A 25,401-nucleotide genomic window follows, 5' to 3' on the forward strand; every position below is an offset into this window, starting at 1 on the left:
AACAGTGTAAATCAGAAGTGGAGATACGACAAGCGATTGAAGATTATATTTATCACTACAATTACAAACGTATTCAAAAGAAACTAAAACAACGCGCGCCGATTGAATATCGACACGCGTTAGCAGCTTAGCTTTTTTATGTTGTCTACTTGACAGGGATAAGACCAAACCTGCGGTTTTTTCTTTTGATTGAAAGACGTTTCACACTCCTGTATAATAAGAAGGTCTGAGGGGTGAACAAACAAATGCTAAAGTCAAAATCAAGATGGATTGTTCCCAGTTCTGATCACCATCTAGTGAAAATGCTGGAAAATGAATTGAAAATTACACCTCTAGTTGCGTCATTGCTTGTCAACCGTGGCTTAGATACCGTAGAATCTGCACGGTATTTTTTATTTGGAACGGATGAATTCCACGACCCCTATCTGTTAAAAGGGATGGATATTGCGGTAAAGAGAATTCGTGAAGCCATCGAAACGCAAGAACCGATTCTCATTTTTGGTGATTATGACGCTGATGGAGTAAGCAGCACCGCAGTGTTAATGATCACTTTGCTTGAACTGGGCGCAAATGTACAATTTTACATCCCTAATCGTTTTACAGAAGGCTATGGGCCGAATGAACCTGCCTTCCTTCAAGCAGCAGAAAATGGAATCAATTTGATAATAACGGTGGATACCGGAATATCCGCTATTCATGAAGCATCCGTTGCGAAAGAGCTCGGAATTGAACTAATCATTACAGACCATCATGAACCTGGGCCAATCTTACCGGAAGCACTTGCAATTATTCACCCGAAGCTTCCTGATAGCACCTATCCGTTTCGGGAACTGGCAGGAGTAGGAGTGGCCTTTAAACTTGCCCATGCCCTATATGGTGAAGTTCCTGAGCATTTACTTGAAATTGCCGTAATTGGAACGATTGCTGACTTAGTTTCATTAAAAGGTGAAAATCGTCTGATTGCCAAAAAAGGGCTTGAAAAGCTGAAAGTTACGAAAAATATTGGCCTTAAAGCCATTTTAAAATTGGCTGGAGTTGAACCGTTGTCAATTAATGAAGAAACCATTGGGTTTACCCTTGCACCCCGGATCAACGCTGTGGGTCGATTAAAAGATGCAGACCTTGCTGTAGAGCTTATCCTGACAGAAGACCCAGAGGAAGCCCTGCAATTAGCGGAAGAAATGGATGCATTAAATAAGACAAGGCAAGCGATAGTCAATTCAATTACTAACGAGGCAATCGAAGAAGTCGAAAAGAATTATCCCATTGCGACCAATAAGATTTTGGTTATTGGCAAGGAAGGATGGAATGCCGGTGTTATTGGCATCGTTGCTTCCAGACTTGTTGAGAAATACTATCGGCCAACAATCGTTTTAAATTTTGATCCAGAAAAAGGTGTGGCAAAGGGCTCTGCCCGGAGTATTGCCGGTTTTGACCTTTTTAAAAATTTATCGACCTGCCGGGACATACTGCCCCATTTCGGCGGTCATCCTATGGCTGCAGGGATGACCTTGAAGATTGAGGATGTTTCGGAGCTACGGACAAGATTAAATAAACTTTGTGAAGAACAACTAACGGATGAGGATTTGATTCCCGTTACCTATCTTGACGAGGAAATCCGTCTGGAAGACATCAGTTTATCGTCATTAGATGAAATGAGTCAGCTTTCTCCTTTTGGTATGGACAACCCTAAACCAAAGGTTTTAATAAATAATGTTGAAATTGCCAATATGAGAAAAATTGGCAGTGAGCAAAACCATCTCAAGGTTTTAGTAAATGAAGCTGGAACAAACCTTGATGGAATAGGTTTTGGGTTGGGACATTTAGTGGACCAGATTTCACCTGCATCAAAAATTTCATTCATTGGAGAATTATCTATAAATGAATGGAACAATATGCGGAAACCACAAATTTTTATCCAAGATATTGCGGTAGATTCATGGCAGTTATTTGACTATCGCGGGCAGAAACGAATTAACAGTATTGCTCAATCGGTACCTGTTGAAAACCAGAAATTCATTATTTTTAACGAAAACTATCTTGAAAAGTTTAACTCTGCAAATGGGTATGATACAGTTTTTATTCAAAATCTTGAAGAGGCAAAAGCATTCAATGGTTACCTAGAAAATATTGTTTTAGTTGATTTCCCGCCATCAAAGGAAATTCTTGAAGGTTTAATAAAGGGGAAACAGCCGGCTAGGGTTTATGCTTATTTTTATAAGGAATCCAGTGATTTCTTTAGCACCGTTCCAAACCGTGATCATTTTAAATGGTTCTATGCCTTTTTACTAAAAAAAGGTCCAATTGACCTTAAACGGTATGGAGAAGATATAGCCAAACATCGCGGCTGGTCACAGGAAACGATTAACTTTATGTCAAAGGTGTTTTCTGAACTGGATTTTGTTACAATAAACAATGGATTTATTACTTTGAATAATCAAGCGCAAAAGCGTGATTTAAGTGACTCTAGAACCTATCAAACCAAACAGAAGCAATATTCTCTTGAACGGGATTTATTGTTTTCGTCCTTTCAGGAATTAAAGGACTGGTTTGATCAAGTCATTCAAGAGTCGGTTGAAACTGAGGAGGCAATAACAGAATGGATTTAAAGCAATTTATTACAATCGTACCCGATTGGCCGAAGCCTGGAATTAAATTTAAAGATATTACCCCTTTAATGAATGATGGTGAAGCATACAAATATGCAACAGATCAAATCGTTTCTTATGCAAAAGAGAAACAAATTGATCTTATTGTTGGACCTGAGGCTCGTGGATTCATTATTGGCTGTCCCGTTGCTTATTCGCTTGGAGTGGGCTTTGCTCCTGTCCGTAAGGAAGGAAAGCTCCCACGTGAAACCATTAAAGTAGGATACGGCCTGGAATATGGAAAAGATGTTTTAACTATCCATAAGGATGCGATTAAACCGGGACAACGCGTTTTAGTTACTGATGATCTGTTAGCTACAGGCGGTACGATTGAAGCAACCATTCAATTAGTTGAACAACTTGGCGGTGTTGTCGCTGGTATCGCTTTCTTAGTTGAGTTAAGTTATTTAGAAGGCCGGAAAAAGCTTGACGGCTATGATATTTTAACACTAATGCACTATTAAATGATGCTAGAGGGCACTCCTGAAGAGTGCTCTCTTTATAATATTAGAAATATTATCTTTGGAATTTGAAAACTGTCTAGCTTCAGAGCCCAGCGGCTAGTGTACTTCGCCCTTTTCCCTACGATAAGTCAACATCGGTTCACTTCGTTTACCATGTTCCCTTTATCTCAGTCGGTTCAGTCCAGCCCTTACGTCGCTGAACAGGGCGCTTTTCTAATTTTTCGACACAAATTTCGTAATTTGCAGAAAAAACTTCATAATTACTTTACATCTGTGCTTTTTTTTTCGATAATAGTAACAATCATTCTAATTTAGGAACGATTTTTTTACGAATGACATTGTATATAGAAAACTCGGTGAAGGGCAAGGACCTTTATCGGTAGTTCATGGCAAAGTTTTTCTTGATAATAAAATGAGATGAAAATAAAGGTGATTTCATGGCGAATGATCAAGTGTTAACAGCCGACCAGGTCATCGACAAGACTCGGAGCTACTTAAATGAAGAGCATGTTGATTTAGTGAAAAAAGCGTATGAATTTGCTAAACATGCTCATCGTGAACAATATAGAAAATCGGGTGAGCCGTATATTATTCATCCTATCCAGGTGGCAGGGATACTAGCAGACCTTGAGATGGATCCGGCTACGGTTGCAGCTGGTTTTCTTCACGATGTCGTTGAAGATACGAATATATCCTTAAAGGATATAGAGTTAGCTTTTAACGATGAAGTGGCCATGCTTGTCGATGGGGTAACTAAACTAGGAAAATTTAAATATAAATCGCACGAGGAACAGCAGGCGGAGAACCACCGGAAAATGTTTGTGGCAATGGCACAGGACATCCGCGTTATTCTGATTAAGCTTGCTGATCGTTTGCATAATATGCGGACATTGAAACATCTGCCTATTGAAAAACAGCGCCGGATTTCAAATGAAACACTTGAAATTTTTGCCCCTTTAGCACATCGTCTTGGTATCTCAAAGATTAAATGGGAGCTAGAAGATACCGCATTAAGATATTTAAATCCGCAGCAATACTACAGGATTGTTAACTTAATGAAAAAGAAACGTGCGGAACGTGAGCAATATTTAGAGGATGTCATCGTAGAAGTTAAGAGTCGGATGAATGAGGTTTCCATTAAGGCTGAACTTTCAGGCCGTCCAAAGCATATCTACAGTATTTACCGGAAAATGGCGTTACAAAATAAGCAATTCAGTGAGATTTATGATTTACTAGCTGTCCGAATCGTGGTCAACAGTATTAAAGATTGCTATGCTGTTTTAGGAATAATTCACACTTGTTGGAAGCCGATGCCTGGCCGCTTCAAGGATTATATTGCGATGCCAAAGCCGAATATGTACCAATCTCTGCATACAACGGTTATTGGACCAAAGGGCGACCCGCTTGAGGTACAAATTAGAACCTATGAGATGCACCAGATTGCAGAATTCGGGGTCGCAGCCCACTGGGCATATAAAGAAGGAAAAGCCATTAGTGACAGCTCTTCTTTTGAACAAAAACTAACCTGGTTTAGAGAGATTCTTGAGTTCCAAAACGATACAGCTAATGCTGAAGAGTTTATGGAGTCATTGAAAATTGACCTGTTCTCAGATATGGTGTTTGTGTTTACGCCAAAAGGCGATGTGATTGAACTGCCGTCCGGTTCTGTCCCAATCGATTTTGCTTACCGAATCCATTCAGAGATCGGCAATAAAACAATCGGGGCCAAAGTGAACGGCAAAATGGTCACACTTGACTATCGTCTCAAAACTGGTGACATTATTGAAATCTTAACCTCCAAACATTCATATGGACCAAGTCAGGATTGGTTGAAGCTTGCACAAACATCCCAAGCGAAAAACAAGATTCGCGCCTTCTTTAAAAAGCAGCGCCGTGATGAGAATGTTGTTAAAGGGAAAGAGCTAGTCGAAAAAGAAATCCGTAATATGGAGTTCGAGCTTAAAGAAATTTTAACATTAGACAACCTGAAGAAGGTTGCGGATAAATTTAATTTTTCCAATGAAGAAGATATGTACGCCGCAGTTGGCTATAATGGTGTAACAGCCTTACAGGTTGCTAACCGCTTAACTGAGAAATGGCGTAAAAAGCGCGACCAAGAACAGTCAGCAAGCATTACCAATGTGATTTCGGATATAAAATCCTTTCCAGCAAATAAGAAGCGGGAATCTGGAGTCCGCGTTCAAGGAATTGATAACCTGTTAATTCGCTTATCCAGATGCTGTAATCCAGTTCCAGGCGATGAAATTGTCGGTTTTATTACGAAGGGGCGTGGTGTCTCTGTTCACCGATCTGATTGTACCAACATTGATTCGAATGATGCCCAGTCAAGATTGATTCCTGTCGAGTGGGAATCTTCCTTAAATGATCGGAAGGAATATAACGTCGATATCGAAATCAACGGTTATGATCGTCGAGGACTGCTAAATGAAGTTCTTCAAGCGGTAAATGAGACGAAAACAAATATTTCGGCCGTTACCGGAAAGTCTGACCGTAATAAAATGGCTACCATCAGCATGTCGATTGCGATTCACAATGTTAGCCATCTGCAAAAGGTCGTCGAACGAATTAAACAGATCCCAGATATTTATTCGGTTCGCCGGATTATGAATTAAGGAGCTTTAAGATGCGTGTAGTTGTTCAAAGGAGTAAAGGAGCCAAGGTTACCGTTAATGGTGAAGTAACAGGGCAAATTAGCAAAGGACTTGTTTTGCTTGTAGGTGTGACCCATGAAGACAAGGAAGAGGATGCCGCATACTTAGCGGATAAGATTGCTAATTTAAGGATTTTTGAAGATGCGGATGAAAAGATGAATTTATCTTTATTGGACGTTGGCGGAGAAATTCTATCTGTTTCCCAGTTTACCCTTTACGGTGATTGTCGAAAAGGGAGAAGACCTAACTTTATGGAAGCGGCTAAACCCGATAAGGCTCTGGAGCTTTACGAGGCTTTTAATAGGCTGCTTCGTGAGAAAGGCATCCAGGTTGAAACCGGTATTTTTGGCGCCATGATGGATGTTGAATTGACCAATGACGGTCCAGTTACGTTAATTTTGGAAAATAAAGTGTAAAAGGCTTGGCACTCGGATTTAAGTGCCAAGCCTTTTACTTTATGGCTCATTTCTGAAAGATGGTTGCTAACTTTGATCCGCTGATAAAACGCCAAAATCCGTTGATAAATCATTAAAAATCGCTGATAAAGTGTATTTTTATTTTAAGCTATAACTTTTTAAGCCTTTGAACTAAGTTAAAAACAAGTGCACCCTCGAAAAAAGAGCCCTAGAGGTTTGTAGAAACCTTCTAGAGCTCAACCTAGTTCTTTTTAAAATATCTTGCTAATCCATCAAACAAACCTGAAGCAGCATTTTCCTGGAACTGACCTGAATTTAGGGTCAGTTCTTCTTCTGGGTTACTCAAATAGCCAAGCTCCATCAAGACAGCTTTTTGACTATTTTCTCGAATCACGTGGAAATCCCCTAATCGCACTCCACGATTTTTTAATTTCGTCTGTCCTACCATTGAGGCATAAAGCGTTTCGGCAAGTGACTGCTGAAAGGAATGATAGTAATAGCCAGTCATACCACGAACAGACCGATCTACATTGCTGTCATAATGCAGGCTAATAAAGGCATCAGCACGGTAAGCAACTGCCGTATTTACTCGTAACGGAAGCGAAAGGTAAGAATCATTATTTCTAGTTAAGTAAACATTTGCACCGGCAGCTCTTAATTTATCATACAAAAGCAGGGCTGTTCGAAGTGTTAGATCTTTTTCTAATGTTCCGGAAGCGCCTGTTGTTCCGTTATCCCCGCCGCCATGTCCAGGGTCGAGAACAATGGTTTTATTTTTTAGATAGCCTTCAGCACCAGACTTCTCAATCTGCTGTTTAGCACCGTTAATCGAAACAATCCAGCCGGCTACCCAGCCTGATTTTCCATTCTTCAGGGTAATTTCATACCAGTCATTTGCTATACTTTTTACAGAAAAAGTATCTCCCTCATCAGCCAGTTGCGCGACATCTGACTGAACATTCGGTGCTTTTCGGATATTTGTTCCATTATGTAAGATGGTAACGGTATTTTTCTTTACGGCTTGTCCGGTGTTGGTCTGTGCAGTTGATTTATCAAGATACCAGCTTGCAACCCAGCCAAAACTACCAGTCTTAAATTCTATTTTTGCCCAACTATTATATTCTTCTAAAATGGTAAATCTTTGCCCTTTTGACACAGACCCGATGATGTTCGAATTCAGTGATGAGCTTGAACGGACACTTAGACTGCTCGCAGTTACCATTCCCTTTATATCGCTAGATTCTTTCTTTGAGGTGTCCTTTGATTGACTCGTCGATTCGTCGATAAACTTAGCACTCACCCAGCCTTTAAGATTTGAAAAACCAACCTCTAGCCAATTATTTTGTTTCGAATAAATCGTTACGGTTGTGCCCCTTGTCAGTTTTCCAATCACAGCGCCTGTTGTGGATGGCTCCTTTCTAAGATTTAAAGTATCACCATTCACTACGCCAGTACTTGCGGTATTCGTGGAAGGACCCGTTGGTTTGTTCTTCTGTTTACCAGTTTTCAACTCCAAAAAATCTCTGGCAACCCAACCGTCACCGAAGGTTGAACTGATTTTATACCAGTTTTCATTTTGCTCAACCACCATAACGTCTTGTCCTTTATTCAAGAAACCGACGATTCGAAAGCTTGTCCCAGGTCCGGATCGAACCCTTAATTGGTCGGTGTTAGCGGTGGCGATAGTGCTTTTTGCACCGGCAGATGTCGAGGCTTTGGCTGTTTTAGTCTCATTCTCTTTGGTGACCAGCCAATTGACCACCCAGCCTGTTTTGCCAGACGATAGCTGAATCTTGATCCACTCACCTTGTTCATTTACAATCGAATACTTTTCGCCACGATTAGCTACTTTTACAAGGGGATAGCTTAAGCCTGGACCGCCGCGAACGTTGATAGTATCGGTGGAAATGGTAATTGAACTAGTTGCTGCGATACTTTTCTTCTGCGGTAGGAAGGCTCCGAAAATAAGTATGATAGATAATAGCAGTAGAGTAAACTTTTTGCCCATTAACACCCTCCATTGTCATTTATCTACTATTTTAACGTAAAAGAAACTGAAAATCATTCCTAAATTACTAAAAATGACCAATAAATCAACGAAATCCTCATCTTCCATGCAAGTTTTTCACCATTGGGGGAAATAATAAGATTATCGAAGAAAGGGTTGAGGTGATTAAATATGAGATCGAGTGAAAAAGGAATGAACGTACAGTCAATGGATGGACGTTTATTTGGAGTTGATTTTCATGATTTTATTCAAAAAGAGCAGCAGGCAACATCATTGGAACTTGCATCTGAATTCGGCTTATCAATAGGGGATGTCAGAAAGTTAAAAAAACATTTGGAGAGATCGTAAAACACACTTGACAATAGCAGGGATGCTCCTTATTATTATATAAATGGAAACTTGCTGACTGGCCAGCACTAAATGGCAGTTCTCGAGGTTCAGTTGAATTTATGCGTTCAGAATTTTACGATAGTAAATACTGATTAGCGAAGTAAAATGTAATATACGGATATAACCATTTGATGGAGCATAGTAGTTAAGCTAACCCATGAAAAGAGAGGAGATGCCTAGGCTGAAAGCATTTCCACATGTGACTTAACGAATGAACACTCCGTAGGCTTCTCTCTGAAAAAGCTTCAGCTTTAGTAGGAGAAGAACGTAGCAGGCGTTAACTGTTAAAGAGGAATAGCTATTTTATTTTTTAGGCTATTCAACTAGGGTGGCACCGCGGGATTATTAACTCTCGTCCCTTGTATTATACAAGGGATGGGAGTTTTTTTATTTTCACTAAAAATCTATTTACATAAAAATATGAAAAAAAGGAGGTTTCCGCTATGTCTATTAGCATTCCGAGAGGCACACAGGATATATTGCCAGGAGAGGTAGAGAAGTGGCAGCTGATTGAAAAAAAAGCGAGAGAACTTTGTGAGAAATATCAATACCAGGAAATTCGCACCCCCATTTTTGAATCAACTGAACTATTTTCAAGAGGCGTTGGTGACACAACTGATATTGTTCAAAAAGAAATGTACACATTTGAAGACCGGGGGAAACGCAGTATTACGCTTAGACCTGAAGGAACTGCGGCGGTCGTTCGCTCATTTGTCGAGAAAAAAATGTTTGGTTACGCCAACCAGCCTGTAAAGCTTTATTATATGGGGCCGATGTTCCGTTATGAACGTCCGCAGGCAGGTCGTTTCCGCCAGTTTGTTCAATTTGGAGTCGAAGCTTTAGGCAGTAACGATCCAGCGATTGATGCGGAGGTTATCTCCCTAGCGATGAACCTGTACAGAGAAATGGGTCTTACCCAGCTTAAGTTGATTATTAATAGCCTTGGTGATAAGGAAAGCCGAAACGCTCACCGCGAGGCGTTGGTGAATCACTTTAAACCAAGAATCGGCGAGTTTTGTCATGATTGTCAGAACCGCTTGGAAAAGAATCCGTTGAGAATTTTGGATTGCAAACAGGATCGTGATCATGAATTAATGAAATCTGCACCGTCCATTCTAGAGTTTTTAAACGATTATTCAAAAACTTATTTTGAAAAATTACAGCAGTATTTAACCCAATTAGATATTCCCTTTGAAGTCGATGCCAACTTGGTGCGAGGCTTGGATTATTATAATCACACCGCCTTTGAGATCATGAGCAACGCAGAGGGATTTGGGGCCATCACCACATTATGCGGCGGCGGCCGTTATAATGGTTTAGCAGAAGAAATTGGCGGGCCGGAAACGCCTGGTATCGGCTTTGCTTTAAGTATTGAACGGTTTATTGCAGCCCTTAATGCAGAAGGTATCGAGCTTGATACGAGTCAAGGGATTGATTGTTATCTGGCCTCACTTGGGGAGGAAGCGAAGGATTACACCGTTGGCCTGTTGCAACAACTTCGGATGGCTGGTTTTTCAGCAGAAAGAGATTATCTAGATCGAAAAATTAAGGCGCAATTTAAAGCGGCTGACCGCTTAAAAGCAAAATATGTGGCCGTTCTCGGTGATGAAGAGCTTAAAAACAACCATATCAATGTGAAAAATATGGCTACAGGTGAACAAGTAGAAGTGGAGCTTGGTTCTTTGGTTCACTATTTTCAGGGGTTACGAGGATAAAGGAGGATTAACATGTTTGGCAGATCGTATTTTTGTGGTGAAGTACCAGAATCAGTAGTAGGGGAAAAGGTAACATTAAAAGGCTGGGTTCAAAAACGACGCGACCTTGGCGGATTAATCTTTATCGATTTGCGCGACCGTTCAGGAATAGTCCAAGTAGTATTTAATCCTGATTTATCAAAGGAAGCACTCAAAACTGCAGAAAAAATCCGCAACGAATTTGTTCTTGATGTTGTGGGAACTGTCGTTGCCCGTGAACCTGGAACCATTAATGAAAATCTAAAAACGGGTAAAATTGAGGTTCAAGCGGAAACCGTAACGATTATCAATGAAGCGAAAACTCCTCCGTTTACGATTTCTGATAAAACAGATGCTTCAGAAGATGTACGTTTGAAATATCGTTATTTAGATTTCCGTCGTCCGGTTATTTTTGAAACCTTAAAAATGCGTCATCAGGTGACGAAACAAATTAGGGATTTCCTTGACGGCGAAGGCTTCTTAGATATCGAAACACCAATTTTAACAAAAAGCACTCCTGAAGGGGCGCGTGATTATTTAGTCCCAAGCCGTGTCCACCCCGGTGAATTCTACGCGCTGCCACAATCGCCGCAGTTGTTTAAGCAATTGTTGATGGTGGGTGGAATAGAACGGTATTACCAAATTGCTCGCTGTTTCCGTGACGAGGACTTACGTGCAGACCGGCAGCCTGAATTCACGCAAATAGATATAGAAACAAGCTTCTTAAGTCAAAAGGACATTATGGGCATGATGGAAAAAATGATGTCACAGTTGATGAAGGAAGTAAAAGGTGTGGAAGTTCCTGAGGCTTTCCCGCAAATGACTTATGATGAAGCGATGAGCCGCTATGGTTCCGACAAACCGGATACTCGTTTTGGGCTAGAGCTTGTTGACCTCTCCGAAATCGTCAAGGAATCCGGCTTTAAGGTGTTTGCCGCCGCGGTTGCGAGTGGTGGTCAAGTTAAAGCGATAAACGTTAAAGGTGCTGCAGACAAGTACTCACGTAAAGATATCGATGCCTTAACTGAGTTTGTTGCCGTTTATGGTGCCAAGGGTCTTGCTTGGTTAAAAGTTGATTCTGAAGGCTTAAAGGGACCAATTGCGAAATTCTTCTCTGAAGAGGACGCACAGGCACTGAAAGTCACACTAGAGGCCAATGCAGGGGATTTGCTCCTATTTGTAGCTGATAAGAAAAGTGTAGTGGCTGATTCCCTTGGCGCACTAAGACTTAAGCTAGGAAAAGAATTGGGATTAATCGATCAAAGCTTGTTCCATTTCTTATGGGTGACAGACTGGCCGTTATTGGAATACGATGAAGAGGAAGGGCGTTATTACGCTGCTCACCATCCGTTTACAATGCCATTTAGGGAAGACCTTGAATATTTGGATTCTGATCCAGGGAAGGTGCGTGCCCAAGCCTATGACCTTGTTCTGAATGGATATGAGCTTGGCGGCGGTTCACTTCGGATTTTTGAGCGACCAATCCAAGAAAAAATGTTTAGTGTTCTTGGATTTTCACCAGAAGAAGCAAAGGAACAGTTTGGCTTCTTAATGAATGTTTTTGAATATGGGACTCCTCCACATGGCGGCATTGCTCTTGGACTAGACCGCTTGGTGATGCTACTTGCCGGAAGCACCAATCTAAGAGATACGATTGCATTTCCAAAAACAGCGAGTGCAAGCTGCTTGTTAACAAATGCACCAAGCGAAGTTTCTGAGGCGCAATTGTTAGAGCTAAGTTTGTCATTAAATGTTAAAAAATAACAAGAATTCGCTTTCATGAAACCTTGAATGAAGCATCATAATATGGTATTATAAAAGCAATTAAAGAAGAGTCCTGAAATGTACGTTGTGTGACCTGAAGTTTTGACCGAACATTATTTATTCGGGAGTCTGGAGTTTTCTGATTGCGTAAATGCCCCACCTATTGACAGGTAAGGGGACTTACAATACCGGGAACAGGACACCCCCCTGCTGAGTGCGGGATCAAAACTAAGGATGAAGAAGCAACGGCACCATTGGGACTCTTTTCCTTTTTACAAAAATCAACCTCTTGCTACGGCAAGAGGTTTTATTTTGCTGTTTATCTTCCTAATTCCTATAAAAATACTTGTTTTTATAAGCGGGTATGATATATTTTTATGGTGAAAAAATAATAGATAATTGAATTTAAATTTGGAGTGAATATAAATGCTACATCAATTTTCGCGAAATGAGCTTGCTATCGGTAAAGAAGGACTTAATATCATGAAAAATAGCACGGTCGCTGTTTTAGGAATTGGCGGTGTCGGTTCATTTGCTGCCGAGGCCCTTGCACGCTCTGGTGTTGGTCGGTTAATTTTAATCGACAAAGACGATGTTGATATTACAAACATTAACCGTCAACTAATTGCGCTTCTTTCAACCGTGGGTAGACCAAAAGTAGACATAATGCAGGAGCGGATTAAGGATATTAATCCTGATTGTGAAGTGATTGCACTGAAGATGTTTTACACAGAGGATACTTATGAGGAGATTTTTGGCTACAACTTAGATTTTGTCGTGGATGCCTCTGATACGATTATTTATAAAATTCATTTGATGAAAGAATGTTTAAAAAGAAAGATTCCGATTATTTCGAGCATGGGGGCTGCTAATAAAATGGACCCAACCCGGTTCCAAATTGCCGATATTTCGAAGACTCATACGGATCCAATTGCAAAAGTCATCCGCACGAAACTTCGTAAGGAAAGAATTCATAAGGGCATACCAGTTGTTTTTTCTGATGAAAGCCCGATTGTCATTCGTGAGGACATTAAAAAAGAGGTAGGAAATGAAAATGCCCCAATCCGTAAAGCTCAAATGCCGCCTGCGTCAAATGCCTTTGTCCCATCTGCAGCAGGTTTAATTATGGCAAGCTATGTTGTGAGAGAATTACTAAAAGATATCAAAATCCAACGTGTTTCAGATGAAAAATAATTGTTGAGCCCTAAACTTTTGGAGTTTAGGGTTTTTATTATTCTGTTTTCAAGGTTGGTAATACCGACTGGCTTTTAGAACCTGAAAAGTGGAAAAGTGTACAATTGAAAAAAAGGTTTGATATTTTGTTAACATGATTGATTATCAGCCTTTAGCCCTAGAATTGATTCCATCCACAGCCGTTATTAAGGAAAGGGTTTGTAAGGTTATAATATAAAAGGAATATTAGTTAGGAAAATTTTGCCGAAATAAGGTAAAATTGTGTGTGACTAATAGAGAGGAGAGAGAATTTGGAAACAATCGTTGAACTAAAAGACGTAACAAAAGTGATTAAAGGAAGAACGATTATTGATCATATCAGCTTCCAAGTGAATAAGGGTGAGGTATTTGGGTTTCTAGGTCCAAATGGTGCGGGGAAAACAACGACCATCCGGATGATTGTCGGCTTGATGGGGATTACTTCGGGAGACATTAGTATTGGCGGGGCAAGCATCAAAAGTGAGTTTGAAGATGCTGTAAGCCATGTTGGTGCCATTGTTGAGAATCCGGAGATGTATAAATTTTTGTCTGGATATCAAAATCTGGTTCATTATGCAAGAATGTCAAAAGGCATCACTAAGGAAAAGATTGCTGAAACCGTTGAACTCGTTGGCTTAACAGACCGAATCAATGACAAAGTGAAAACCTACTCACTTGGAATGAGACAGAGGTTGGGATTAGCACAGTGTCTTTTGCATGACCCAGATGTGTTGATTCTAGATGAGCCTACGAATGGCCTTGATCCCGCTGGAATAAGAGAAATTCGTGACTATGTCCGCCTCTTAGCACGTGAAAAAAATATGGCCGTTATCGTTTCCAGCCACTTGCTTTCTGAAATGGAAATGATGTGTGACAGAATCGGGATCATTCAAAAAGGCAAGTTGATCGATGTTCAGCTTGTCCAGGAATTTGTCCATGGCTCTGAAGTGACGTATGAGTTAGAGGTAGTTCCGAGTGATAAAGCTTTGTCACTAATAGAAACCAACTATCCAGATGTTAGAGCGAACAGCTCAAGAAATGGAATATCCGTTGAATTTTCTAAAGAGGAAATCCCGAATCTAGTTAAAAAGTTTGTTGCCGCAGATATTCAAGTTTTTGGGATAAAAGAAGTGGCGAAAACATTAGAAGATCGCTTCCTTGAAGTGACATCAGAAAAGGAGGCAGAAGCACGTGCTTAATTTAATCAAAAATGAATGGATGAAAATTTTTAAACGCCCAGGAACTTATGTCATGATTGCCATACTTATCGTTATTATCTCGATTGTCGGTACTTTTTCTAAGTATCAGGAAAAGGATTACAAAGTCGATAAAAAATGGGAGCAAACATTACAGGAGGAAAATAAAGCATTAAATCAACAGATGGCCCAAAGTCGTGCGAAGATGGAAAAGCAATTTTTAAAAAAAGAAATCGCCATTAATGACTATCGGATTAAGCATAATCTTCCACCAAATGAAAAATATAATGTTTGGTCATTTGTTAAGGATGCTTCACAACTTATCATCTTAGCGGGATTATTTACAATTATCATTTCTGCTGGGATTGTCGCGAGTGAATTTAACTGGGGAACCATTAAGCTGTTATTGATACGGCCAATCAATCGTACCAAAATCTTAGCATCGAAATATTTGACTGTGTTATTGTTTGGGCTGTTGATGCTGGCCATTCTGTTTGGTTTCTCAACCGTACTTGGTAGCATCCTTTTTGGAATGCCTGAACAAGCCGTTCCATACTTAAATTATTCTAATGGAGTCGTAACCGAGCAAAATATTGTAACTCACCTGTTGGTTTATTACGGGTATAGTTCAATCGACATGATTATGCTTGCGACTATGGCGTTCATGATTTCGTCCGTTTTCCGGAACAGCTCCATGGCAATCGGCTTATCACTGTTTTTATTGTTTACCGGGGCCCAATTTACTACCTTGTTGTCATTAAAATATAGCTGGGCAAAATATATCTTGTTTGCCAATACGAATTTATCACAATACTTTGAAGGTACGCCGATGGTAGAAGGAATGACAATGACATTTTCGGTCATCATGCTGCTGATTTACTTTGCCGTTTTCCAATTTTTCGCCTTCTACGTCTTCAAAAAACGAGACGTTGCCGCTTAACTGTTTCCATAAATTAAAAAAAGGTGTCAGGCACCATGTGAAATTTTCACATGGTGCCTGACACCTCTATTTATTTTTTCGAGCGAGTTAATTTTTCATAAACAATGGCAAGTGCCTGTTCAAATTTTCCGGTTTTCTTTGGTTGATAGTATTGTTTGTTTTTTAATTTGTTCGGTAAATATTGCTGCGGGACCCAGCCATTTTCAAAATCGTGAGGATATAGGTAGCCAATTCCTCTACCAAGCTCTTTTGCCCCTTTGTAGTGGGCATCACGTAAATGATCTGGTACTTCACCGACCATTCCTTTTTGAATATCATCAAGTGCTGCCTGAATGGCTAAGACGGCAGAATTGGACTTAGGCGAAAGGCATAATTCAATAACGGCATTGGCAAGTGGTATCCTTGCCTCTGGAAAGCCAATTCTCTCTGCGGTTTCAATCGCAGCCAACGTGCGAGCTCCAGCTTGTGGATTGGCAAGTCCAATATCTTCATAAGCGATCACAATCATACGACGGCTAATACTTGGCAGGTCTCCAGCTTCAATTAATCTTCCGAGATAGTGGAGAGCGGCATTGACGTCACTACCACGAATCGATTTTTGAAAAGCCGACAGGACATCGTAGTGCTCGTCTCCATCTTTATCGGCAACTAAACTTTTCTTTTGCAAACATTCCTCCGCTGTTTTCACATCGATTTGGATCATGTCATTGGCATCTTTATCCGTGGAAAGTACCGCTAATTCCAGGGCATTTAAGGAGCTTCGTACATCCCCGTTCGATCCTTGGGCAAAATGCTGTATAGCTTCCTCAGAAATCTCAATTTTCAGCCGTCCAAATCCCCGTTCTTCGTCTTCTAGGGCGCGAGTTAGAGTTTGTTTTACTTCATCAGGTGTTAACGGCTTCAATTCAAAAATTTGACAGCGACTACGAATCGCTGGATTAATGGCATGATAGGGATTACTTGTGGTGGCCCCAATTAATACAATCATCCCATTTTCTAAATAAGGCAGTAAAAAATCCTGCTTTGCTTTATCTAACCTATGGACTTCATCAAGAAGCAGAATTACTTTCCCAGACATTTTCGCCTCTGCAGCGACTATTTCCATATCTTTTTTATTGTTTGTAACGGCGTTAAGCGTCCGAAAGGCGTATTTTGTGCTCCCTGCAATTGCACTGGCAATCGAGGTTTTTCCAATGCCCGGTGGTCCATATAAAATCATGGATGTCAGCTGTTTTGCTTTTACCATTCTGGCAATTATCCTTCCATCACCAACCAGATGCTCTTGGCCTGCGACTTCTTCTATCGTTCTTGGGCGCATCCGAAAGGCTAAAGGCTTTTGCTGCATATTCATCTCTCCAAACAAAATTCGTTCTTTATCTTACAATATCATTTTCCTTACAAAAAGCATATTAAAGAAGAATGTGATATAATTCTAATGCCTATCAAATTACTGAGAATATTTTTATATAGATTAGAACAGAGGTGCAGGTTATGAAAATTTCTACTAAAGGACGATATGGTCTAACGATTATGATTGAGCTTGCCAAAAAACATGGTGAGGGTCCTACTTCATTAAAAGCGATTGCCCAGGCAAATGACCTATCTGAACATTATTTAGAGCAATTGATTGCCCCATTACGGAATGCTGGATTAGTTAAAAGCATTCGAGGAGCATACGGAGGGTATATTCTGACTAATGAACCATCCAAAATTACCGCAGGCGATGTAATTCGTGTCCTTGAAGGCCCGATTACTCCTGTTGAAGGAATAGAAGATGAAGAGCCAGCAAAGCGCGAGCTGTGGATTCGCATTCGCGATGCCATCAAGGATGTTCTCGACAATACGACACTAGAAGATTTAGCTAGTCATAGTGAAGACAATGAGCATGAGGGTTATATGTTTTATATTTAATGTAAAAGGTAATAAAAGCGAATTATTTTGATTGAAGGTGTAATGATGGAACGAATCTATCTTGACCATGCAGCGACGACTCCGATGCATCCAAGGGTAATTGAAAAAATGATGGAAGTCATGAGTTTATCTTTTGGAAACCCTTCGAGTATCCATTCATATGGGAGGGAAGCTCGTCATCGTATTGATTTAGCCCGTGCAGAATTAGCTAGGAGTATTGGCGCAAAGGAAAACGAGATTATTTTTACAAGCGGGGGAACAGAAGCGGATAATCTGGCTTTATTTGGGGCTGCCGAAAGCTATCAGCATCAAGGCAAACACATTATTACCACTCAAATTGAACATCATGCAGTGCTTCATGCTTGCAAAAAATTAGAAAAATTAGGTTTTGAGGTCACCTATTTGCCTGTTGATGAAACGGGGCTAATTTCTCTTTCAGAGTTAAATGAGGCTTTACGAGAGGATACTATTTTAGTTTCTATCATGTATGGAAATAACGAGGTTGGCACCATTCAACAAATTACGGAAATTGGGCAGCTGTTAAAAAATCATCAAGCCGTTTTCCATACCGATGCTGTTCAGGCCTATGGAGCTGAAAAAATAGACGTCAATGAGAGCTTCATCGATTTATTATCGGTAACCGCTCATAAAATTAATGGCCCGAAAGGAACTGGCTTTCTCTATGCCCGGTCAACTGTGAAGCTTGCACCACGTTCCTTCGGTGGTGATCAAGAAAGAAAAAGGCGGGCAGGGACTGAGAATGTTGCATCGATTGCGGGATTCCATCAAGCAGTAATAATTGCCAATGAAGAGCGTTCTGCAAAAAGAGAAAAATTCTTTGAATATAAAGAAATTTTTCAAGAAAAGCTACGTGAACGAGAAGTTGATTTCAAGGTAAACGGAACGCTTGAATATTCACTGCCACATGTATTAAACTTAAGCTTTCCGGGGACAAGTGTGGAGGCGATGCTCGTAAATCTTGATTTGGCAGGAATTGCTGTTTCGAGCGGATCGGCCTGTACTGCAGGTTCAATTGAGCCTTCCCACGTCCTTGTGGCTATGTTTGGTAAACAATCAGAGCGATTGATAAATTCGATACGTTTTAGTTTCGGTTTTAACACGACAAAAGAAGAAATCATAAAGGCAGCCGAAGAAACGGCAAGGATTGTTTCGCGTCTGAAAAAATAAATGCTTGAAGAAGTTTTAGCAAGAGAGAGGTGAATATCAATGGAAAGAAAAGATCCACAAAACACACGTGTTGTTGTTGGGATGTCAGGCGGTGTAGATTCATCTGTAGCTGCGCTTTTATTAAAACAGCAAGGCTATGATGTCATCGGAATTTTTATGAAAAATTGGGATGATACCGATGATAATGGTTTTTGTACGGCGACGGAAGACTATGAGGATGTCATTCGTGTCTGCAATCAAATTGGTATTCCCTATTATGCGGTTAATTTTGAAAAACAATATTGGGACAAGGTGTTTACCTATTTCCTTGAGGAATATAAAGCGGGCAGGACTCCTAATCCTGATGTCATGTGCAATAAAGAAATTAAATTCAAGGCGTTTTTGGAGCATGCCGTGAATCTGGGAGCAGATTATTTAGCGACTGGTCACTATGCACAAGTTGAGTACCGTGACGGAGAATACAAAATGCTTCGCGGTTTAGATGAAAATAAGGACCAAACGTATTTCTTAAATCAATTGACACAGGAACAGTTAAGTAAGGTCATGTTCCCAATTGGAGATCTTGAAAAATCAAGAGTTCGGGAAATTGCCCGGGAAGCGGAGCTTGCCACCGCGACGAAAAAGGACAGTACTGGAATTTGCTTTATTGGGGAACGGAATTTTAAAGAGTTCTTAGGTCAATACCTACCTGCGCAACCAGGAAACATGGAGACATTTGATGGCGAGGTAAAAGGCAAGCATGAAGGCTTAATGTATCATACGATTGGCCAACGCCACGGTCTTGGAATCGGTGGTTCTGGTGAACCTTGGTTTGCCATCGGTAAGGATTTAAAAAGGAACGTCCTTTATGTCGGACAAGGCTTTCACCATGAAAAACTATATTCTGACTCGATTACCGCTGTTGGGGTGAGCTGGGTTTCCAATCAGGAAAAGCCAAAGGAATTTGAATGTACGGCTAAATTCCGCTACCGTCAAGAAGATCATAAAGTAACCGTTCGTCTTTTAGATGGAGATAAAGTTGAGGTTGTTTTCCACGATCCGATGCGTGCCATCACTCCTGGACAAGCTGCTGTTTTTTATAATGGCGACGAATGTCTAGGTGGTGGAACTATCGACGAAGTTTATAAAAATGGTGAGCGTCTAACGTATGTAGGTTAATATTTGACCCTGATTCCAGTTCTGGAGTCAGGTTTTTTTTGAAGAAATTGCTGTTTAGCGAAAAAAAGCAAGAAATTGGATGAATTTCCCAGCTAGTGAAGTAAGTAATTGCTGTTTGGTGGAATAAATCGGGAAGTTGGCGGAATTCTTACTCAGTTTGGCGGAATCCATCTAAAGTTTGCGGAATTCCCCTAAGAACGGCAACCCCAAACTGTGCTGAAACCTAATCAAGCTCTTAAAGTAATTTTAAAATAAAATATGGTATACTTTTTCTTAGGATTGGAGTGGAAACAATGGATAAAAACCAATTAGGTGTTAAATACATGCAAGATGGTAAATGGGAAGAGGCAGCAAAGCTTTTTAATGAAGTAATTGAAGAAATTCCCCAAGATCCTATTGCCTATATTAACTTTGGAAATGTACTTTCTGCTGTCGGAGACGACGAAAAAGCATTGAAATTTTATGAAAAAGCTATTCAATTGGATGAAAAGGCAGCTGCTGCTTACTATAGTGCAGGAAATATCTATTTCAGTAATGATCAATTTGATCAAGCAAAAGCAATGTTTGAAACAGCTATGAAAAATGGGCTCAACACAAGCGACAATTATTTTATGTTGGGCCTCACACTAGTACAGCTTAATCAAGGGCGATTTGCCCTTCCCTATTTACAACGAAGCGTTGAACTGAACGAAAATGATCCGGAAGCACGCTTTCAATTTGGATTATGTCTGGCACAGCTCGAACTTATCGATCAAGCAATCCTTCAATTAGAAAAATGTATCGAGCTAGACCGAACCCATTCGGATGCTTATTATAATCTCGGTGTTTCCTATTCATTTAAAGAAAATTCTCAAAAGGCAGTTGAAATGTTTAATAAAGCCCTCGACATTCAACCGGACCATCTGCTTGCAGGTCACGCGAAAAAACTCATTGAGAATAATCATTAATAACATTTTTTAGCCGAAAGGAGGGAGGACAAAATGGAAAAACAGGACTCACTTGATTTATTTGCCGAGCAGGGAAAGTTCGTCAAAGGACGGCCGATTGTGACGATTTTTCATAATGAACAGAATCTATACACGGTATTGAGGATTCGCGTTGATGAAACAAATGATCAATACGATGACAAGGAAGCAGTTATTACCGGTTATTTTCCAAAAATTCATGAACAGGAAACCTATGTCTTTTTCGGGGAGTTTAAGGATCATCCAAAGTTTGGCGTTCAATTTCACACGAATCATTTCCGAAAGGACATGCCACAAACAAAACAAGGCGTTGTTGCCTATTTATCAGGTGAAATGTTTAAGGGGATTGGAAAGAAAACCGCAGAGAACATCGTGGAAACTTTAGGTGAGAACGCCATCTCCAAAATTCTGAATCAACCGTCGTTGCTGGATTCCATTCCCAAGCTTCCTCCTGAAAAGGCAAAAATGCTTTACGATACACTGATGGAGCATCAAGGGCTCGAGCAGGTAATGGTGGCCCTAAATCAATATGGCTTTGGACCGCAAATTTCGATGCGGATTTATCAAGCCTATAAAGAGGAAACACTCAATACTATTCAAAAAAACCCTTATAAGCTTGTTGAGGATATCCAAGGAATCGGTTTTGGTCGGGCCGATGAGCTGGGCTACCAGTTAGGGATCTCTGGAAGCCATCCTGACCGGGTAAAAGCAGCCCTACTTTACACACTGGAAAACGAAAGTATGCAGACGGGTCATGTTTACATAAACGCTGAGGACTTACTTGAGCAGGTAAAGGTACTTCTCGAAGAAAACAAACGCGATCAAATTGACTACGATGACATATCCAATGAAGTCATTAAACTTGAAGAAGAGGGAAAAATAATTGGTGAAGAAAAACGCGTTTATTTGCCTTCCTTATTTTTCGCGGAAAAAGGCCTAGTTACGAGCATTAATCGAATAGTCAAACAAACGGAATACAAGGACCAATTTCCAGAGTCTGAATTTTTATTGGCATTAGGAAGTTTAGAGGACCGGCTAGGTGTACATTATGCTCCAACACAAAAAGAAGCGATTCAAACAGCGCTAATGTCACCAATGCTTATTTTAACCGGTGGCCCTGGAACTGGGAAAACAACGGTCATTAAAGGGATTGTTGAATTATATGCGGAATTGCACGGTTGTTCATTAGAACTGAAGGATTATCATAAAAAGGATGAGCCTTTTCCATTTTTGCTGGCGGCACCAACAGGGAGAGCAGCCAAAAGGATGAGCGAATCGACAGGCCTTCCGGCGGTGACCATTCACCGGCTCCTCGGATTTAACGGAACGGAAGGATTTGACCGAGACGATGCAAGTCCATTAGAGGGAAAAATTTTAATTGTGGATGAGACATCGATGCTCGATATCTGGCTTGCCAATCAATTGTTTAAAGCACTTCCGGAAAATATTCAAGTCATCTTTGTTGGGGATGAGGATCAGCTTCCGTCCGTTGGCCCTGGGCAGGTTTTAAAGGATTTGCTTCAATCTGAACGGATTCCGACCGTTCGATTAACAGATATATATCGCCAGGCAGAAGGTTCTTCCATCATTGAACTGGCCCATGATATAAAAAAGGGGTATCTGCCTCCAGATGTTACCACGAAGCAAGCTGACCGTTCATTTATCAAATGTTCAACCACACAGGTTGCTCAAGTGGTCGAAAAAGTGGCCTTAAATGCAAAAAATAAAGGCTATTCGGCAAAGGATATTCAAGTGCTGGCGCCGATGTACAGAGGTCCTGCCGGGATTGACCGCCTCAATGTGTTGCTGCAGGAAATCTTTAATCCGAACCCTGACGGCAAGCGCAAGGAAATTGCTTTTGGTGATGTGAAATACCGCATCGGTGATAAGGTCCTTCAACTCGTCAACCAACCGGAAAGCAATGTCTTTAACGGGGATATTGGAGAAATTATCTCAATCATTTATGCAAAAGAAAATACTGAAAAGCAAGACATGATTTATATTTCCTTTGAAGGAAATGAAGTGGAGTATACAAAGCAGGACTTAAATCAAATCACCCATGCATATTGCTGTTCTGTTCATAAATCTCAGGGCAGCGAATTTCCGATTGTTATTCTTCCAATTACAAGAAGTTACTACCGGATGTTACAGCGAAATTTAATTTATACGGCCATTACGAGAAGTAAACAATCGTTAATCATATGTGGGGAAGAAGAGGCGCTCAGAATGGGTGTCCAACGAGCGGACGAGCTCTCGAGACAGACGACTCTTTGTCAAAAACTTCAGGAAAGTATTTTGATTAATGTCATTAGTTCTGCAGCTCCTGAAATTTCGGCAAATGGATTGTCCTATGAGGATGAATTCATGCAAGTCCATCCACTGGTAGGAATGGAAAACGTTTCACCTTATGATTTTATGGTAAATGACTGAAACTATAAATGTTCGAGGAGGTGGGACACTCTTTGCGAACATTTTCTTTATTGAAAGGACAACCTATTTTTGAAACGAGAAATGGGACTAAAATCGGTGAGATAAGTGACCTATGTATTTCAAGCAATGGTCAGGTAAAAGGTCTCTTGGTTAAAAAAGGCGTTTTCTTCAAACAATCATTCTTTCTGGATATACAAAAAGTGACTTCTTTTGGCTGGGATGGGGTTATGATTGAGAATCCCTTATGCTTGGAAAAGCTGAAAGAGCATTCGGAATATACGCTTAAGCATCAACATTCCATAGACGGGATGTTGATGCTCTCGAAGAATGGGAAAGCTCTTGGTTTACTAAAAGATGTATATTTTCATGAAGAAGTGGGCACAATCGTAGGGTACGAAATCACGGATGGCTTCTTTTCGGATATCACGGAAGGTAAACAAGTCATTCAATCCGAGAAGCCCTTAGCGATCGGAAAGGATGCCATTATCGTAGATGTAAATGAAAACTCGCCGACTGGCCGAGAGCCCTTAAAGGGTAGGTCTTAAGGTGCGGTTGAATTTATGCGTATCAGAATTTATCAAGATAAATTCTGTATTGCTAAATGATACGTGAGGTGTCCTTTCATGTTTAAGTGTCCCAATTGTCAAAGCAAGGATATCGGCAAAATTGGTATCAACCAATATTATTGCTGGAACTGTTTTATTGAGCTCTCAGTTTGTGAAGGAATAATCAACACCCATCAAGTCGAAGAAGACGGGTCACTTAGTTCATTAGATGATTTGTTTGAAGAAGAAGAGCGTCGTTACACCCTATAGATTAAAAGAGCGGCCGCACGTGCTAGCGCTTGACAATTTAAATAAGAGGTGAGACGTATGAATAAATTGATGACGTCGATGATTGTTTTGGGTGCAGGGATGGCAGCATATAATATTGCCCAGCGAAATAATATGATGTCTGCCCGCAATATGAGAAGAATACAACGAAAAGTAAAACGAGCGATAATGTAAATAATGCCTGAATCCCCCTCATGATCCGAGGGGGATTTTGAATTGAAATCGGTCAAAATGTATAAATCCACCAACTGTCTCCAAAACTAATCAAAAGGAGGCGTGGACGTGGATATTCGAATGAAATGGTATTACCGAATCGGTTTTTTGCTCCTTTTATTGATCGCAATTTATGTTTTTCTGAAAATCAATTTCGTGTGGATGCCAATCCTCCGAGTAGCTGTGATCATTATCCTCCCGTTTATCATTGGTGGATTTATTACTTATTTGCTTCATCCGATTGTTGAAAAATTACATGAAAAAGGGCTTCATCGTGGACTTGCCATCATTCTCATTTATGTTATTTTTTTTGGCGGAATTGGTTTCGCTCTTTACAAAGGAATACCGGCAATGATTGACCAATTAAAAGATCTGTCTGAAAGTGCGCCTTTTTTTGCCGAGCAATACCGGGAATGGATTGATAAGCTGCAGTCCCAGACAAGAGCATGGCCTGATGGTCTTCAAGGAAGATTAGATGAAGGAATAGACACTTTTGAAAAAAAGCTGGACTCTCTATTAACGATCCTCGTGAACATTCTAATGAAATTTTTTAATTCGGCGTTAATCATGATGATTATCCCATTTATTGCTTTCTATATGTTAAAGGACTTTCAACTGATTAAACGGGCTGCCTGGTACATAACCCCAAAAAAATGGCGTAAAAAGGGGACACTCTTTCTTAAGGATGTAGATGAATCCCTTGGGAGTTATATAAGGGGGCAGCTATTAATATGTATCATTATCGGCAGTATTTCAGCCATGCTATTTTGGGTTTTTCACTTAAGATATCCTTTACTATTAGGTTTGATTGTTGGGGCAACAAATGTAATCCCCTATTTTGGACCGATCATCGGGGCGGTGCCAGCCGTAATCATCGCTGCAACATCATCTGTTAAACTGGTCATCATTACCTTAGTGATTGTTTTTGGCCTGCAATTTCTAGAAGGGAATATATTATCCCCGTATATCGTAGGAAAAAGTCTTCATATGCACCCATTAATCATTATGATTGCGTTAACAGCTGGTGGAGAGATTGGCGGGATTTTAGGGTTGATAGTGGCTGTCCCAGTCCTTGTTATACTTAAAGTAGCGATCCTCCATGCAAAAAATCATTTCATGAACGGGAAATCTAATGAATCATCACCATAAGAAATTGACAAACGTTTTTTTGGTAGCTATAATTCCTCATATAGAATATTTGGATCACGAAGAAGGATTGAGTATGTTATAGTCCATCTGAATCGCGCTAAGCGAAAAAGA

22 protein-coding genes, 1 other RNA gene and 1 other annotated feature are annotated in these 25,401 nt (G+C 40.4%); of the genes, 21 read left to right on the top strand and 2 right to left on the bottom strand.

Translation table 11 applies throughout. From position 1 onward, the window contains the following. The first annotated feature begins 17 nt into the window (after positions 1–17). The 5 genes from M5A78_RS25045 (at position 18) to dtd (ending at position 6,200) form a co-directional block, all read left to right on the top strand. Positions 18–131 carry an IS3 family transposase gene (locus M5A78_RS25045; RefSeq protein WP_406603730.1) on the top strand — a complete coding sequence of 38 codons (114 nt, stop codon included), beginning with the start codon at positions 18–20 and terminating at the stop codon, positions 129–131. Positions 132–245: 114 nt separating this feature from the next. After that, the gene (gene recJ, locus M5A78_RS22030) at positions 246–2,609 is read left to right on the top strand and encodes a single-stranded-DNA-specific exonuclease RecJ (protein ID WP_248737434.1); all 2,364 of its coding nucleotides are present in this window, start codon (positions 246–248) and stop codon (positions 2,607–2,609) included. Continuing rightward, positions 2,600–3,112, top strand: a complete 513-nt coding sequence (locus M5A78_RS22035; protein ID WP_248737435.1) for an adenine phosphoribosyltransferase — start codon at positions 2,600–2,602, stop codon at positions 3,110–3,112. The genes recJ and M5A78_RS22035 overlap by 10 nt, the downstream gene beginning before the upstream one ends. 437 nt (positions 3,113–3,549) lie before the next feature. Beyond that, on the top strand, positions 3,550–5,745 hold the full coding sequence (locus tag M5A78_RS22040) for a RelA/SpoT family protein (protein ID WP_248737436.1): 2,196 nt from the start codon (positions 3,550–3,552) through the stop codon (positions 5,743–5,745). A gap of 11 nt (positions 5,746–5,756) precedes the next feature. Next, the gene (gene dtd / locus M5A78_RS22045; protein WP_248737437.1) at positions 5,757–6,200 is read left to right on the top strand and encodes a D-aminoacyl-tRNA deacylase; all 444 of its coding nucleotides are present in this window, start codon (positions 5,757–5,759) and stop codon (positions 6,198–6,200) included. Between the two features lie 241 nt (positions 6,201–6,441). Here the strand turns inward: dtd and M5A78_RS22050 are convergent, their stop codons facing one another. Further along, positions 6,442–8,208, bottom strand: a complete 1,767-nt coding sequence (locus M5A78_RS22050) for an SH3 domain-containing protein (protein ID WP_248737438.1) — start codon at positions 8,206–8,208, stop codon at positions 6,442–6,444. A 171-nt stretch (positions 8,209–8,379) separates the two neighbouring features. Here M5A78_RS22050 and M5A78_RS22055 point away from each other — a divergent pair, with 171 nt between their 5' ends. The 7 genes from M5A78_RS22055 to M5A78_RS22085 all read left to right on the top strand — a co-directional run bounded on the left by M5A78_RS22055 (position 8,380) and on the right by M5A78_RS22085 (position 15,443). After that, positions 8,380–8,556 (top strand): hypothetical protein, encoded by a 177-nt coding sequence (locus tag M5A78_RS22055; RefSeq protein WP_248737439.1) that lies wholly within the window; start codon positions 8,380–8,382, stop codon positions 8,554–8,556. A 160-nt stretch (positions 8,557–8,716) separates the two neighbouring features. Beyond that, positions 8,717–8,961, top strand: a binding site (T-box leader). An 80-nt stretch (positions 8,962–9,041) separates the two neighbouring features. Further along, positions 9,042–10,313 (top strand): histidine--tRNA ligase, encoded by a 1,272-nt coding sequence (hisS, locus tag M5A78_RS22060; RefSeq protein WP_248737440.1) that lies wholly within the window; start codon positions 9,042–9,044, stop codon positions 10,311–10,313. Positions 10,314–10,325: 12 nt separating this feature from the next. After that, on the top strand, positions 10,326–12,095 hold the full coding sequence (gene aspS, locus M5A78_RS22065) for an aspartate--tRNA ligase (protein ID WP_248737441.1): 1,770 nt from the start codon (positions 10,326–10,328) through the stop codon (positions 12,093–12,095). A 67-nt stretch (positions 12,096–12,162) separates the two neighbouring features. Then, positions 12,163–12,360: non-coding RNA, 6S RNA (ssrS, locus tag M5A78_RS22070), on the top strand. A gap of 161 nt (positions 12,361–12,521) precedes the next feature. Next, positions 12,522–13,289, top strand: coding sequence for a tRNA threonylcarbamoyladenosine dehydratase (locus tag M5A78_RS22075; RefSeq protein WP_248737442.1), 768 nt, complete (start codon positions 12,522–12,524; stop codon positions 13,287–13,289). Between the two features lie 290 nt (positions 13,290–13,579). Further along, a complete protein-coding gene (locus tag M5A78_RS22080; RefSeq protein WP_248737443.1) occupies positions 13,580–14,506 on the top strand; it encodes an ABC transporter ATP-binding protein in 927 nt (308 codons plus the stop codon). Continuing rightward, complete coding sequence (locus tag M5A78_RS22085; RefSeq protein ID WP_248737444.1) at positions 14,499–15,443, top strand: ABC transporter permease; 945 nt, start codon at positions 14,499–14,501, stop codon at positions 15,441–15,443. The genes M5A78_RS22080 and M5A78_RS22085 overlap by 8 nt, the downstream gene beginning before the upstream one ends. Before the next feature lie 70 nt (positions 15,444–15,513). Here M5A78_RS22085 and M5A78_RS22090 read toward each other — a convergent pair whose 3' ends face one another. Further along, positions 15,514–16,788 carry a replication-associated recombination protein A gene (locus tag M5A78_RS22090; RefSeq protein ID WP_248737445.1) on the bottom strand — a complete coding sequence of 425 codons (1,275 nt, stop codon included), beginning with the start codon at positions 16,786–16,788 and terminating at the stop codon, positions 15,514–15,516. A gap of 146 nt (positions 16,789–16,934) precedes the next feature. On the opposite strand from M5A78_RS22090, the gene cymR reads away from it, so the two are divergent. The 9 genes from cymR (at position 16,935) to M5A78_RS22135 (ending at position 25,290) form a co-directional block, all read left to right on the top strand. After that, entirely contained in the window at positions 16,935–17,354 is a 420-nt protein-coding gene (gene cymR, locus M5A78_RS22095; RefSeq protein ID WP_248737446.1) for a cysteine metabolism transcriptional regulator CymR, read from the top strand. 45 nt (positions 17,355–17,399) lie between these two features. Next, entirely contained in the window at positions 17,400–18,542 is a 1,143-nt protein-coding gene (locus M5A78_RS22100) for a cysteine desulfurase family protein (protein ID WP_248737472.1), read from the top strand. Between the two features lie 39 nt (positions 18,543–18,581). After that, positions 18,582–19,700 carry a tRNA 2-thiouridine(34) synthase MnmA gene (gene mnmA, locus M5A78_RS22105; RefSeq protein ID WP_248737447.1) on the top strand — a complete coding sequence of 373 codons (1,119 nt, stop codon included), beginning with the start codon at positions 18,582–18,584 and terminating at the stop codon, positions 19,698–19,700. Between the two features lie 293 nt (positions 19,701–19,993). After that, entirely contained in the window at positions 19,994–20,647 is a 654-nt protein-coding gene (locus tag M5A78_RS22110) for a tetratricopeptide repeat protein (RefSeq protein WP_248737448.1), read from the top strand. A 33-nt stretch (positions 20,648–20,680) separates the two neighbouring features. Further along, complete coding sequence (gene recD2 / locus M5A78_RS22115; RefSeq protein WP_248737449.1) at positions 20,681–23,095, top strand: SF1B family DNA helicase RecD2; 2,415 nt, start codon at positions 20,681–20,683, stop codon at positions 23,093–23,095. Positions 23,096–23,127: 32 nt separating this feature from the next. Continuing rightward, entirely contained in the window at positions 23,128–23,640 is a 513-nt protein-coding gene (locus M5A78_RS22120) for a PRC-barrel domain-containing protein (protein ID WP_248737450.1), read from the top strand. Between the two features lie 78 nt (positions 23,641–23,718). Then, the gene (locus tag M5A78_RS22125; RefSeq protein WP_248737451.1) at positions 23,719–23,910 is read left to right on the top strand and encodes a hypothetical protein; all 192 of its coding nucleotides are present in this window, start codon (positions 23,719–23,721) and stop codon (positions 23,908–23,910) included. A 57-nt stretch (positions 23,911–23,967) separates the two neighbouring features. Continuing rightward, positions 23,968–24,102 carry a YrzQ family protein gene (locus tag M5A78_RS22130; RefSeq protein WP_248737452.1) on the top strand — a complete coding sequence of 45 codons (135 nt, stop codon included), beginning with the start codon at positions 23,968–23,970 and terminating at the stop codon, positions 24,100–24,102. A 108-nt stretch (positions 24,103–24,210) separates the two neighbouring features. Further along, positions 24,211–25,290, top strand: a complete 1,080-nt coding sequence (locus tag M5A78_RS22135; protein WP_248737453.1) for an AI-2E family transporter — start codon at positions 24,211–24,213, stop codon at positions 25,288–25,290. Positions 25,291–25,401: the final 111 nt, after the last annotated feature.

The organism is Neobacillus rhizosphaerae (genome assembly GCF_937468385.1).
Classification (GTDB): Bacteria; Bacillota; Bacilli; order Bacillales; family Cytobacillaceae; genus Neobacillus; species Neobacillus rhizosphaerae.